Genomic DNA, 13,414 nt, shown 5'->3' with positions numbered 1-13,414 from the left:
GAGCGGGTACCTTGTCGGTCGTGACCTCTACGCGCAGCGACGAGCAGCTGCTGGCGGCCTGGCGCGCGGGCGAGCGCCGGGCCGGGGAGCAGCTGTTCGAGCGCTACTACGAGCCGGTGGCGCGCTTCTTCTTCAACAAGACCGACGCCGGGGCGGAGCTGATCCAGCAGACATTTCTGGCCTGCGTCGAGGGGGCGGCGAAGTTCCGCGGCGAGGGCAGCTTCCGCAGCTTCGTGTTCGCCATCGCCTACCGCCAGCTGTGCCGGCACTACCGCGACCGCAAGGGGGACAGGCTCGACTTCACCGAGGTCTCGGTCGCGGCGCTGGACCCGTCGCCGAGCCAGGCCATGGTCGAGGGCGAGGAGCTCAAGCTGCTGCTCGCCGGGTTGCGACGGATCCCCGTCGACTGCCAGGTCGCGCTCGAGCTCCTCTACTGGGAGCAGCTGACCACGGCCGAGATGGCGGCGGTGCTCGAGATCCCCGAGGGCACGGTGAAGTCACGGCTGCGACGCGGGCGCGCGCTGCTGCGCGAGGCGATCGAGGCGCTGGCCCGAAGCCCGGACCTCGCGACCAGCACGCTGCTGGGGATCGACACGTGGGCGGGCGCGCTGCGGGCCCGGGCGGGCCTGGCGGCGGGCCCGCGCAAGGAGTGACGATTGCAGTGATCCAGAACGGACCGGGTGGAACCACTGCGGGCAGGAGCCCTCGCATGGTTCACGCGCAGTCCCAGGAGTCCGTCATGAAGCTCGTCGACGTCGACGAGACCCACCCCGACCCGAGCGAGGCCGACCTGTCGGCCGAGGCCGACACGCAGGCGACGCCGCGGCTGCGTCCGGAGGTGCTCGGCGACGCGGCCCAGCGCCGGGCCAAGGCGATGATCCGGGCGTCGCTGTTCCAGGGATCGGGCGAGGCGCCGACGATCGGGCCGTACCAGGTGCTGAAGCTGCTCGGCGAGGGCGGGATGGGGGTCGTGTACGCGGCCTACGACGACAAGCTCGAGCGCAAGGTGGCGCTGAAGCTGCTGCGCGGGGCGGCGCTGTCGCGTCCGCAGGGGCGGGCGCGGACGCTGCGCGAGGCCCGGGCGCTGGCCCGACTGTCGCACCCCAACGTGGTCCACGTGTACCAGGTCGGCGAGGTCGACGACGAGGTGTTCGTGGCGATGGAGTTCCTCACCGGGCCGACGCTGCGCGAGTGGCTGGCGGCGCAGCCCCGGTCGTGGCGCGAGGTGGTGGCGGTGTTCCGCCAGGCCGGCGAGGGGTTGGCGGCGGCCCACCGCCAGGGCGTGGTGCACCGCGACTTCAAGCCGGCCAACGTGATCCTCGGCGACGACGGGCGCGTGCGCGTGGTCGACTTCGGCCTGGCGCACTTCGACAGCGACAGCGAGGCGGCGCCGGCGTTGCCGTCGGCGGGCGAGGTGACCGACGTGCTGCTCACGCAGACCGGCGCGGTGCTGGGGACGCCGGCGTACATGGCGGCGGAGCAATTCGCGGGCGCGCGCGGCGACGCGAAGACGGACCAGTACAGCTTCTGCGCGGCCCTCTACGAGGCGCTGTACGGGCAGCGGCCGTTCGTCGGCGCGGACGTGCAGGCGCTGGCGTCGGCGGTGGCCACCGGCCAGGTGCGACCGCCGAAGTCGGGCCAGGAGGTGCCGGCGTGGCTCCACCGCGTGGTGCTGCGCGGCCTGCAGCCCGATCCGGCTGCTCGCTGGCCGTCGATGGACGCGCTGTTGCAGGCGCTGCAGCCGGCGGAGCTGCGCGGGCGGCGGGCGTGGGCGGTGGGCTCGACGGCGGCGCTGTTGATGGGCGGCCTGCTCTACATGTCGACGAACGCGCCGCCTCCCGCGTCCGCGGCGCTGGAAGAGGACGTGGCCGCGGCGCGGGCCGAGGTGACGCGCACGCAGGACGCGAACCGCTTGACCGAGGCGCGCGCCGCGTTGACGCGCGACCCGGTGGAGACGATCCGCGCGCTGGCGAAGCTGTCCGGCGACGAGCCGGGCACGTGGCACGAGGCGCGCTTCTTCGCCGCGGCCGCGCTGGCGCGCGGGCTGCCGTCGCAGGTGCTGCGCGCCGAGCGGCCGCTGTCCGAGGCGCTGCCGCTGGCGGACGGTGGGCTGATCGCTCGCGACGAGCTCGGGGCGGTGTGGCGCTGGAATATGTCCGATGGGACAGGCGAGCAGGTGCTCGCCCCGGGCGCGGCCAAGACGCTGGTGACGGCCCGCGACGCGCCCGTGTGGGCGGCCGTCGGCGAGGCGTCGGTGCAGGTGTTCGGCGACGGCGCGGCGCGGACGATCGACCTCCCCGGCGAGTCGGAGGGGAGCCTCGACGCCTGGCAGCTCGGGGTCGACGGGCGCACTCTGGTGGCGGTCGCGTGGCCGCCCTCGATCGGCTCGGGCAACCTCTCGTTGCGGCTGTGGGACCTGTCGCGCCCGGACGCGCCGCCGCGGTCGATCCAGCTGCCGCGCGGAGTGTGGCCGGCGGTGGCGGACGACGCGTCGCTGGTGGCGTTCGCCGACGGCGACGGGACGCGGGTGATCCGGCCGGGCGACGGCAGCGAGGCGCGGCTGAAGTACGCGGGCCGGCCGTTCGCGCTGACCCGCGACGGTCGGTTCGCGTTGGCCTCCCCGAACGACGACGACGACGGGCGGATCGACGTGGTCGACCTCGCGACGGGCGCGTCCCGCCGGGTCAAGGCCGACTGGGCGACCTCGCTCGGCGAGGGCGACGCGCTGTTCATACGACCGGAGTACGGGGCCTACGTGCTGTGGCGCGAGTCGCTGGCAACCGGCGAGGTCCTGTGGCGGATGCCCCTGCGAGCCCCGGGCCGATCGACCAACGAGCGGGTGATCGTCGAGCCGGCCGGCGATCGCTTCGTGATCCCGCTCGGCGACGATTGGGCCGTCGGCGACCTGCGCCGGGGCGGGCTGCGATCGTTCATGACTGTCCCGAAGGACAGGAGCCCGCAGTGGACGGCCGACGGGAAGCTGATGGTGGTGCACCGCCACGAGCTGCGGATCCACCGGCCCGCAGCAGCGGCGGTGACTGCGAACCGGCGCGGACCGTACTGCGCGCTGGCGCCGTCGGGCCGCTGGGCCGCGTCGACGCGGGATGACTGGGCCAGCGGCGAGATCACGCGCGTCGAGCTGGCCACGAACACGACGACGACGCTCCGCTGCCCGAACGTCCCCACGCCGGGGCCCAACGCCTATCTGGTCCACGGCCTGTCGACCTTCGTCGACGACGCGGGGCAAGTCGCCGTGATCGGGGAAGACGGCTACAACTGCTGGTGGGACGAGCAACAGGGGGCGCGCCTCGGCTCGCAGGCGCTGACTGGTTGGTTCTCCGCGCTGCCGCGCGGCGTGGCCCGGTACGAGGGGGCCGAGGTCGAGGTGTGGACGGGGCCGGACCAGCGGGCGCAGCGCTTCACCGCTGCGGGTAGGGTGATCGAGCTGCACTCGAACCCGTCGGGGACGCAGCTGGCGGTGCGCAGCGAGATGGGCGTCGAGCTGCTGGCGCTGGACAGCGGCACGGTGACGCCGGTGGTCGCCGAGGCGAGCCCCCTGGCGAAGGACGAGCTGATGGCGGTCGCGCTGGCCTGGAGCAGCGACGGCGCCCAGCTGGCGGTGCTGAAGCCGCTCGCGGGCTCGCTCGAGCTGACGCGGTGGGACGTGACCGGGCCGCCGCGCGAGCTGGAACGACATGTCCTGAAGGACAGACCGGGACGGCCGCGCAACCTGCTGGCGTTCTCGCCCTCGGGCGCGTGGCTGGCGGTGACCGATCGCTCCGAATCGCTGATGCTGGTCGCCCAGGGCGGCCGCTCGACGATCCGGAGCGCAGCGCCCGAGCTCGCGTCGTTCACCATGCGCAGCGAGACGGAGGCGCTCGGCGTCGACTTCCAGGGCGGTCCCTTCATGATCGACATCGGGGCAGGGGAGGTGTCGCCGCTGGCGCCGAACCCGGACCTCGGGGCGTCGACGAACCCGCCGATCCGCCGCGCCGCCGACGGCACGATGTGGGCCTGCGACGCGCTCGGGCCGGGGACGCTGCTCGGCGCGGCGGCCTTCGGCGGCGAGACGCCGCAGGAGGTGCGCGAGCGGATCGCGGCGCTGGCGGCGGCGCTGTGACGCCCGAGCGGGCGAGTCGCACTGTCGTCGAGCAGGCCGAGCTCGGAGCGCCGCGGGCCAGGGTCTCGACCGCGGCACGAGGTCGCCGACGGCTGCTGCGGCGGCCGGGACGGCAGCGAGCGCCAGCGCCCCGCTCGCCGCGGTTTTGCGGTAGCCTGCGTGTGTGGCGGAGAGGCAAAGACATGTCCGCAGGGACATGCATCGCGCCGGCGCGGCGCAGCGGAGGGCGCCGGTGAGCGAAGTGACAGGGATATCAAGATATGTCCGAACGGACATGTGCAGCGCCGGCACGGCGCGGCGCGGCGCGCCGGTGAGCGAAGTGACAGGGATATCAAGGCATGTCCGCAAGGACATGCACCACGTCGGCGCGGCGCAGCGGAGGGCGCCGGCGGGCGAAGTGACAGGCATATCAAGACATGTCCGAAGGGACATGTATCACGCCGGCCCGACAGCCGGGCGGGTCGCATGGTGGAGCGATGGGACATGTCGCATGGGACATGTTCTCGAGGCCATGCTTCGCGGCGGCTCGACCTCGGTGCGGAGGCTCGGATGAGCGGCCTGGTGGTGTTCCTCGGGCCGACGCTGACGAGCGGCGAGGCGTCGCTGCACACGACGGCGAACCTCCTGCCGCCGGCGCGGCTCGGCGACGTGTACGACGCGGTGACGCGGCAGGGGGCGCGGGCGATCGGCCTCGTCGACGGGCTGTTCAACTCGGTGCCGGCGGTGTGGCACAAGGAGATCCTGTTCGCGCTGTCGCGCGGGGTGCGGGTGTTCGGGGCGGCCAGCATGGGCGCGCTGCGGGCGGCGGAGCTGCACCCGTTCGGCATGGAAGGCGTCGGCGCGGTGTTCGAGGCGTTCGCGCGCGGCGAGCTGACCGACGACGACGAGGTGGCGGTGGCCCACGCTGCGGCCGAGGCGGGCCATCGGCCGCTGTCGGAGGCGCTGGTCAACCTCCGCCACGGGCTCGACATGGCCGAAAAGGCAGGTTCGATCTCGGCGGCGACGGCCGGCCGGCTGCTCGCGCACGCCAAGGGCACCTTCTACGCCGACCGCTCGTGGCCGGCGCTGTTTCGGGCCGCGCCGGGGCTCGGCGTCGGCGACGACGAGCTGGCGGGGCTGCGGGCGTTCGTCGGCCGGGTGCGGCCCAACCGCAAGCGCGACGACGCGATCGCGCTGCTGCGGGCCATGACCGACGCCGGCGGCGAGGCGATGCCGCCGCACGCGCCGAACTTCGAGTTCGAGGCGACGAGCTTCTGGGAGGCGATGATCGCCACGACCTCGCGCGCCGAGGCGACTGCGCCGCGCGACGAGGCGCTGGCGCTGCACGCGTTGCTGTCGCCCGGCGGCGAGGAGCGCGGTCGCGGGGCGCTGCTGCTGGCGCTGGCGCTGGCCGAGGCCGAGCGGCGCGGGCTCGAGGTCGACGGGGCGGCGATGAGCGCGGCCGCCGAGCGGATCCGCCGCGCCCTGGGGCTGCGCGACAAGCTGGCCATGAGCACATGGCTCAAAGAACAGGGCCTCGATCTGGCCGGCTCGCAGGCGCTGCTGCGGGCGGAGGCGATCGTCGACGCGCTCGGGCGCGAGCACGCGCTGGCGGTGCGTAGCCTGGTGACGCTCGAGCTGCAGCGCCGCGGCGAACTCGGACGCGCGCGCGAGCAGCTGGCGGCGGCCGGGGACGTCGCGTGGTCGGAGACCGGCCTGTCGCGCGAGGCGCTGCTGCAGTGGTACGAGCGCGAGGTCCGCTGGCTCGGCGCCGACCTGCCGGTGGCGTTGCGCACGTTGGGGCTGGCGACGCTCGATCAGCTGCTCACCGCGATCGCGCGGGTCAAGGCGGCGCGGCCGGGCCGTTGAGTCGCCCTGTCACCCGCTCGCGCGGTGACACGAGCGGCGCTGCATGCCGCGACTTCGCGGTGGCGCCCGCCCGTCCGCGTCAGCCGCCCGAGAGCACGCGGGTGGCGACTTGCTTGAGCAGGTCGGAGTCGACCTGGTCCTTGTGGTTCTTCATCACCGCGCCGACGAGCTTGCCGACCTGCTTGGGGTCGGTGATGTTGTTGGCCGCGGCGGCCTCGCGGACGAGCACCTCGGTGGCGGCCTCGTCGAGGCGGGTCGGCAGGAACTGCTCGCAGAAGCGGAGCTCGAACTGGGACTCGGCGAGCAGCTGCTGGCCGCGCTCGCCGAGGTTCTCGTACTCGGCGATCGTCTTCTTGAGCTGCTTGGCGTACGACTTCAGGGTGTCGAGCCACAGCGCGTCGTTGTCCTCGGCGCCGGAGCCCGACTTGAGCTCGAGCAGGACCTTGCTCTTGAGCATGCCGATGACGTTCTTGGTCGCCTCGTCGCGGGCGAGGCGGGCCTCGCGGAGCTTGGCTTCGATCTGGTCTTTGACGGACATGAGGCCGCGGAAGATAACAAACAATCGTCGACAGCCTCAACGTTAGCCAATGGTTTCACCAGGTTAGGGTGGGGCGAAAGTGCGTCCGCACGCGCTCGCAGGTGCGCAAGAGGCGCGGTCGAGGTCGTCCGGCACGAAGGGGCCGTACGGGGGTGCGCGGAGCCAGGCCCGCGAGCATGCGCCGGGCTCCTGCGATCGCGTCGCGCCGGGGTCCGCCGGTGGTCGGCGGTCCGTCGCCGCCGCCTCCGGCGTTCTCATGAGATGTCGCAAAGGACATCCGGCGCTCCACTCGGCGCCGCGCTTCCCCGGGCCGCTGCCGGTCCGCGCGTCACGGCTTGCCGGCGGCCCGCAGCGCGTCGTTGAGCCCCGGCACGTGCTCGGCCCCGGTCTTGACGATCAGGCTGGCGTTCTTGAAGTCGTCGCCGATCGGCTGGTAGGGCCCGCCGAGGCAGCGGGCCAGGAACGCCTCGGTGATCGCGTTGAACGAGATGGCGTTCTCGGGCCGCCCGAACCCGTGGCCCTCGTCGGGATACAGCACGTAGGTGACAGGCAGGCCCCTGGCCTGCATCGCCGCGACGATCTGGTCCGACTCCTGCTGCGTGACCCGGGGGTCGTTCGCCCCCTGGCCGATCAGCAGCGGCCGCTTGATCGCCTCGACGCGGTGCAGCGGCGAGCGCTCGCGCAGCAGGGCGCGTCCCTCCTCGGTGTCGAGGTCGCCCCAGCGCGCCTTGAAGCGCAACCCGGTCGCCACCCAGTACGGCGGGACCGACGCGAGCAGCGTCTCGAGGTTCGACGGTCCGACGAGGTCGACCCCGCAGGCGAAGGTCTCCGGCGTGACAGTCAGCCCGACCAGTGTCGCGTAGCCGCCGTAGCTCCCGCCCATGATCGCCACCCGTTCGGGATCGGCGATCCGCTGCTCGACCATCCAGGCGACCGCGTCGAGCAGGTCGTCGTGCATCTTGCCGCCCATCTCGTGGTCGCCCGCGTTGATGAAGCTCTTGGTGAACCCGGACGAGCCGCGAAAGTTGACGCTCAGCACCGCGTAGCCGCGGCTCGCCAGCCATTGATGGTGCGGCGAGAAGCCCCAGGTGTCGCGCTCCCACGGCCCGCCGTGCACGACCAGCACCGTCGGCAACGGCGCGTTCGGCAGGCCGTCGCCGTCCGGGTCGGCCCCGACGGGCAGGGTGTAGTACGACACCAGCTCGAGCCCGTCGCGGGCGCGGATCACCACCGGTCGCATCTTCGCCAGCTGGTGCGCCGCCAGCTCGGCGTCGGCGGTGAACAGCAGCTTCGCCCGCCGGTCGTTGCGATCGTACAAATAATAGCGGGCGGGCCCGTCGTCGACGCGGTACTGCACCACCCACCGCTTGCCGTCCCGCGACTGGCTGACCACCGCGAGCTCGCCGTCGGCGACCGCGCGCAGCTCCGTCAGGTCGGCCTCGATCGTCTTGTCGAGCGCCTGCCACTCCTGCCGCAGATGCGTGAACGAGACCGCCAGCGGACGATGGGTCTCGTGGTCCTCGATCCAGTCGCTGATGCCGGCCTTCGGGTGCTCGGCGAGCACTCGCTCCTGGCCGGTCTCGAGGTCGCGGGCGACCAGCGCCGCGGTCTCGCGCCCGCGGCTGTCCTTCAGGTACAGCGTGTGGCCGTCGGCGTCGATGCTCCCCGGCTCCGTGGTCCGCTCGTCGACGAGCCCGACCGCGAGCAGCTGCTGCCATCGCTTGCCCCGCGGCGCGAGCATCTCCATGCCGCCGTCGGCGGTGCCGCGAACGCCCCCTCTCACCTCGAGGTCGTCGTCGATCAGGAACCAGCTCAGGCGCTGATCATTTTTGAAGAGCAGCCGGCGCTTCGCGGTCCGCACGTCGATGCTGTAGACGTCGTGCCACGCGGGGTCGCGGTCGTTGGCGATGACGACGACCTCGTGCGGCCGGCGGTAGCTGAGCTGCGCGGGGAGCGTGCGCGCGTTCGGGCCCGACGACAGATCGATCTCCTTCGCGGTCGCCGGATCGACGGCGTAGAGCCGCCAGTTCTCCTTGCCGTCGCGGTCCTGAAGGTAGAGCACGCGCTCGCCGCCGGCGCTCCACAGCGCGACCCGGATGCCCCGCGACGCGTCCCGCGTGATCGGCCTGGCCTGGTCCGGCCGATCGGCGGGGCCGACCCACACGTTGAGCACGCCCTGCACCGGCGCCAGATACAGCAGCTGCTGGCCGTCGGGGCTCAGCACCGGGGCCTCGCGCTCGGGGTTGCCGAACAGCACCGCGCGAGGGATGAGCGTGGTGTCGGGGCGGGGCCCGGGAGATGCCGCCGACGCGAGACCCGGGGCCGCTGCCGGGTCGGCCGGGGCAGGCCCGGCTTTCGGAGCGCACCCGAGGGCGGAGGCGAGGGCCCAGACCGCGGTGAATGCCGATTCTCGAATCATTGCGATCCAGTGTCGCCGGCGAGGAGAACCCTACAGGAGCGCGACGAGCTTTCTTCGCGGCCGGCCGACAGTAGCGACCGGGGCGCGCAGGCAGGTCGCCGCGACTGGGGCCGCTGCTTTCGCCTCGGCGCCGTCGGAAGTGCGCAGCGACCTCGTGGTCCCCTCGACGAATCAGCGCACGCCCGTGAGGGCCGCGGAGCTCGCCACGTGGGCTCGAGCTTGCCCGTGATCGTGGGGCCGGCGCGGGAGGATGACGCGCCGGCCCTGGCTCGTTCGTGACCCTCTGCGCTCGAGCTCGCTGGCGGCTCTGCAATTCACGCCGACATTTGGCACCCTGAACCACGCGAGGAGCACCCCGATGAAGCGCCACTTCTCCATGATCCGCGACTTTCACCTGGCCGACTGGTTCACCCTGGCGAACGCCTTCTGCGGCACCGGGGCCGTCTTCGCCGCGATGCGCTTCCTGCAGGACGGGCGCCCGATCGGCCTGCTGCGCGGCATGGCCCTGATCCCCCTGGCGTTCCTGTTCGACGCGCTCGACGGACGCATCGCCCGCTGGCGGCGCAAGTCGTCCGCGCTCGGCCGCGAGCTCGACTCGCTCGCGGACGTGATCTCGTTCGGCGTGGCGCCGGCCGCGTTGGCGTACGCCTGCGGCATGCAGGGCGGCTGGGACTGGGTCATCCTGTCGTACTTCGTGTGCTGCGGCGTGAGCCGCCTGGCCCGCTACAACGTCACCGCAGAGTCGCTCTCGGGCGACGACGGCAAGGTCCGCTACTTCGAGGGGACGCCGATTCCGACCAGCCTCGTGCTGGTGGTCGTCCTGGCGCTCGCCGCCTGGCAGGGCCACCTCGGCGAATCGCTGTGGTTCGGCGTGATCGACCTCGGCTGGCAGCTGCACCCGCTGGTCCTGATGTTCGCGCTGTCGGGCTCGCTGATGATCAGCAAGACCCTGCATATCCCGAAGCCCTGAGGCTGGGCTCGAACTCTGGCCGCGCAGGTTACGCTGCGAAGAAAGATCGTCGCGCTCGTGGCGACACTGGAGCGCCACCGAGGACGCGAGGGTCGACCTTCGCCGCCGGGGTCACTGGCACGCGCCGGTCATGAGCGCGTGCAGGGACTGCTCGATCGCGGCGAAGCGGCGCGGGGCACGGCCGCGACCGTCAGGGAGATTCTCGGCCCGGCCGATCGCCCGTTGCCACAGTGCCCGCAGGTCGAGCACGGGGGGGAGGATCCAGCCGGCCTCGCCGCGCAGGAGGGACACTGCGTGGTAGCCCCAGATGCCGAGCACCGCGTCGGGGCCGAGGAACTGGTGCCACGCGGCCTGGGTGTCGCTCAGCGGGGCGCCGGCGTGGATGGCTTCCTCCGGGAGGTCGAGGTTGTGGGCGACGCGCGGGGACAGGCGCTGGCGCGGGGCCAGCAAGGTGGTGAAGCGCTCGCCGGTGGCGATCCGCAGGGCCCGCAGCTCGATGGCCTCGACGGGCGGCGAGTCCGGGGTGCCGTACGGCCACGCGTTGGGCTCGACGTGCAGCAGCACCAGCCGGTCCAGCGCGGCCTTCAGCGGGGCGAGCGGGTCGACCGGGGGCTTCGGCGGCGGCTTGTGGCGGATGTGGCGGTCCGCGCCGGCGCGCGTGGCGACGTACTGGAGCTGCATGTCGACCATGCGCTCGAAGGCCGACAGCATCGGGGTGTAACGACCGGGCGCCCGCTCGAGGCGCTCGAGCACGTGCGCGGTGGCCTCGATGGTGGACAGACAGTGGTCCTCGGGCTCGCGGCGGATCCGGTAGTTGCTGGCGAACTCGGGGCGAAAGGACAGCCGCGGGAGCGCGCGCAGCAGGGCGCTGCGGCCGACGAGCTTGCGCGCGTTGGCCCACGTGCCGTCGACGACCACGAGCGTGCGCGGGGCGCGAGTGAGGGCGTCGACGTCGGTGGCGTCGGGCGAGGGGAACAGCAGGTGGGTGTCGGGCGCGGCGAGCAGCGCGGCGAGGGCAGGCTGGCGGTCGGGATCGTGGGTGACGTGCAGCTGCGAGCCGGGCAGCGAGAGGTGGGCCATGCGGCAGGTGCCGACGCCGACCCTGAACTCGCGCGGGTGCTGCAGGAACACGACCCGGGTGCGGCTGGGCACCGGCACGAGAGCGTCGCACCAGCACACCTGCCGCGGGCGACGGCACTGCGGACAGTGTGCTCGGGGCTCCACGCGGGGTCGTCTACCACGACGCGCGGGGCGCGGGGCGCGGACCGATGGTTCGCGGAGGTGTCCTCGAACCACGTGCTCGGGAGCGGGCACGGACTCGCATCCATGCAGCTTGCGCAGGGCCAAGTGCGAACTCGCATCGATGCAGGCGTCGCTCGGAGTGAGCGGGAGCCCGGACCCATGCGGCCCTTGCCCGGGGATCGGCGAGGTAGGCGGCGTAGCCTTGCTCGCAGCAGAGCGAGCCGAACCCCGAGTGGGGAAGCAGGTCCGGAGGTGCGTCAGCTGCCGCGAAAGCGCGGGGCACGGCGCTCCCGCGCGGCCGCCCGGCCCTCGCGGAAGTCCTCGCTGGTGTAGGCGAGGCGGCGGGCCTGCTCGTGGGCGGCGAGCTGTTCGGCCGTCGGTCCGCCGCGGTCGAGCGCGCGCAGCAGGTCGCGGTGGGCCCGGAGGCTCTGCGGGGCGCCCTGCCGCAGCCGGGCTGCGAACGCCTCGGCGGCGCCGGCCAGCTCGTCGGGCGGGTGCAGGCCGAGCAGCGCCCCGGCGCGGTGGGCCTCGTCGGCGCCGATCGCCTCGGCCGCGAGCAGCAACCGCCGCGCGAGCGCCGGGCCGAACACGCGCTGCAGCAGGGCGACGCCCTCGGCGTGGTAGACGACGCCGAGGCGCGCGGCCGGGACGGTGAAGCGGACGCCGTGGGCGGCGAGGCGCAGGTCGCAGGCCGCCACCAGCTCGACGCCGGCGCCGAACACCTCGCCGTGGACGACGGCGACGACCAGGGCGTCGCAGGCCTGCAGCGCAGCGGAGGCGGTGATCAGCGGGGCGTCGGGGGCCGCGGCGGTCGGAGCGTCGACCTGTCCTTCGGGCAAGGCGTCGAGGTCGAAGCCGGCGCAGAAGCAGGGCCCCGGGGCCGCGTCGAGCAGGACGACCTCGCCGCGGAGCGCCCGCGCGCCGGCCTCGATGGCGGCGAGCATGACGGGGGAGAGGGCGTTGCGCTTGCGCGGGTTGCTGATCGTCCAGCGCACGAGCCCCGGCGCCAGGACGGTCTCGATCAGGCGGCCCTCGTCGCTCACGGGGCACCTCCGGAGAGGTGCGGCGCCGAACTGCGCGGGCGAGGGGCGGCGCGAAGGGGGTGGAGCGACAGGATGGTCATGCGCGAGGTCGAAAGGACAGTCATGGGGAAGCTACGCGCGGATGGGCGGAGGCTCGCGGCCCGTGTCCATCACGCCTGGTCGAAGAGACAGCCCCCGGTGTGTGATCGGGTCGAAGAGACATGCGGGGACATGCGGGCGGGGGAGTGACCTGGTCGAAAGGGCAGGCGGGTGCGCTGGCGGGGGAGCGACCTGGTCGAAAGGTCAGGCGGGCGGGGGAGTGACCTGGTCGAAAGGGCAGGCGGGCGGCCGGCGTCTCGGCGAGTGCGTCTGCTCGAAGGGACAGTCGGATGCCGTCTCCCCCACGAGAGCGTCCGTTCGGAGGAAGAGGTGGGCCGCCGGTCTCGTCTGCCTGGTCGAAAGGACAGGCGAAGGTGCTCGGGGCCTGGGCGACAGTCCGGAGCGCGAGTGCATCGCCGGCTCGACCGCTCGGGCACCTGGTCCGGAGGACAGTCATGCGCGGCGGAGGAGACGGGCTGGCGGCGAGCGCCGGCGCTGCTCACGGCGCGGGCGCGGGTGCGGGTGCGGGCGCGGGCGCGGGGTTGGCCGGGCCGGGGGCGTGGAGGGTGAGGCCCTTGCCGGAGTCGCCGGACTTGGGCGGGAGCTCCGGCTTGACCACGCCGGCCTCGACCTCGCGGCGCAGCTTCTCGAGCTGCTGCGCCTGCGGACTGTCGGGGTTCTGCAGGATCTTCCGGCGGAGGGCGTGGGCCCGCGCGCGGCGCTGATCGGGGGTGAGGGTCTTCGGGTCGGCCTCGATGAGCGCGATCTCTTCGGGAGTGAGCGGCGGCTCTTTCGGGATCGCCAGCTTCTCCTCGGCGCGGACGGGCCCGGGCGCGGGGGAGGGAGAGGGGGAGGGGGTGGGGGTGGAAGCGGTCGCGGCCGCCGGGCTCGGGGTGGGGGCCTTGGCGGCCTCGGCAGGAGCGCTCTTGGCGACCTCGGTGGGCGCTGGGGCGGAGGGACCGCAGGCGGCGAGCAGGAGCGCGGCGATGAGCGGGCGTCGCATGCGGCGCAGCATACCAGGCCATCTGGGCGCCGCAGCAGCGTGTGACGCAAGTCCGCGCCGCGAGCGGGCGGACCCGACCGGGGTGGGCCGGAGCAAGGCCGCGGCCGGCGATCGGGCGCGACGCGGCCCGGATCCCGCGGTGGCTCCGGCGGG

Annotated in this window: 9 protein-coding genes; 4 read left to right on the top strand and 5 right to left on the bottom strand. The window is 73.5% G+C overall.

Going from position 1 to position 13,414, the window contains the following annotated elements; genetic code table 11:
- Positions 1-20 precede the first annotated feature (20 nt).
- The 3 genes from O0S08_RS27295 to O0S08_RS27285 all read left to right on the top strand — a co-directional run bounded on the left by O0S08_RS27295 (position 21) and on the right by O0S08_RS27285 (position 5,968).
- A complete protein-coding gene (locus O0S08_RS27295) occupies positions 21-653 on the top strand; it encodes an RNA polymerase sigma factor (protein ID WP_269032233.1) in 633 nt (210 codons plus the stop codon).
- Positions 654-739: 86 nt separating this feature from the next.
- Entirely contained in the window at positions 740-4,120 is a 3,381-nt protein-coding gene (locus O0S08_RS27290; protein ID WP_269032232.1) for a serine/threonine-protein kinase, read from the top strand.
- 549 nt (positions 4,121-4,669) lie between these two features.
- Positions 4,670-5,968 (top strand): TfuA-like protein, encoded by a 1,299-nt coding sequence (locus tag O0S08_RS27285; RefSeq protein WP_269032230.1) that lies wholly within the window; start codon positions 4,670-4,672, stop codon positions 5,966-5,968.
- A gap of 79 nt (positions 5,969-6,047) precedes the next feature.
- On the opposite strand, the gene O0S08_RS27280 is transcribed toward O0S08_RS27285, so the two are convergent.
- Both O0S08_RS27280 and O0S08_RS27275 read right to left on the bottom strand, forming a co-directional pair.
- Positions 6,048-6,506, bottom strand: a complete 459-nt coding sequence (locus O0S08_RS27280; RefSeq protein WP_269032228.1) for a GatB/YqeY domain-containing protein — start codon at positions 6,504-6,506, stop codon at positions 6,048-6,050.
- 328 nt (positions 6,507-6,834) lie between these two features.
- Positions 6,835-8,763 carry a S9 family peptidase gene (locus tag O0S08_RS27275; RefSeq protein WP_269032227.1) on the bottom strand — a complete coding sequence of 643 codons (1,929 nt, stop codon included), beginning with the start codon at positions 8,761-8,763 and terminating at the stop codon, positions 6,835-6,837.
- Between the two features lie 520 nt (positions 8,764-9,283).
- Between O0S08_RS27275 and pssA the strand changes: the two genes are divergently transcribed.
- Complete coding sequence (gene pssA / locus O0S08_RS27270; protein ID WP_269032226.1) at positions 9,284-9,895, top strand: CDP-diacylglycerol--serine O-phosphatidyltransferase; 612 nt, start codon at positions 9,284-9,286, stop codon at positions 9,893-9,895.
- Positions 9,896-10,006: 111 nt separating this feature from the next.
- Here the strand turns inward: pssA and O0S08_RS27265 are convergent, their stop codons facing one another.
- The 3 genes from O0S08_RS27265 to O0S08_RS27255 form a co-directional block, all read right to left on the bottom strand.
- A complete protein-coding gene (locus tag O0S08_RS27265; protein WP_269032225.1) occupies positions 10,007-11,119 on the bottom strand; it encodes a tRNA-uridine aminocarboxypropyltransferase in 1,113 nt (370 codons plus the stop codon).
- A gap of 275 nt (positions 11,120-11,394) precedes the next feature.
- Complete coding sequence (locus O0S08_RS27260) at positions 11,395-12,180, bottom strand: enoyl-CoA hydratase/isomerase family protein (RefSeq protein ID WP_269032224.1); 786 nt, start codon at positions 12,178-12,180, stop codon at positions 11,395-11,397.
- 577 nt (positions 12,181-12,757) lie between these two features.
- Complete coding sequence (locus tag O0S08_RS27255) at positions 12,758-13,261, bottom strand: hypothetical protein (RefSeq protein WP_269032223.1); 504 nt, start codon at positions 13,259-13,261, stop codon at positions 12,758-12,760.
- Between the last annotated feature and the right edge of the window lie 153 nt (positions 13,262-13,414).

It is taken from the genome of Nannocystis punicea, from assembly GCF_026965555.1.
Lineage (GTDB): Bacteria > Myxococcota_A > Polyangia > Nannocystales > Nannocystaceae > Nannocystis > Nannocystis punicea.
The sequence above is the reverse complement of the archived record's forward strand: the minus strand, read 5'-3'. Positions and strand labels throughout refer to the sequence as shown.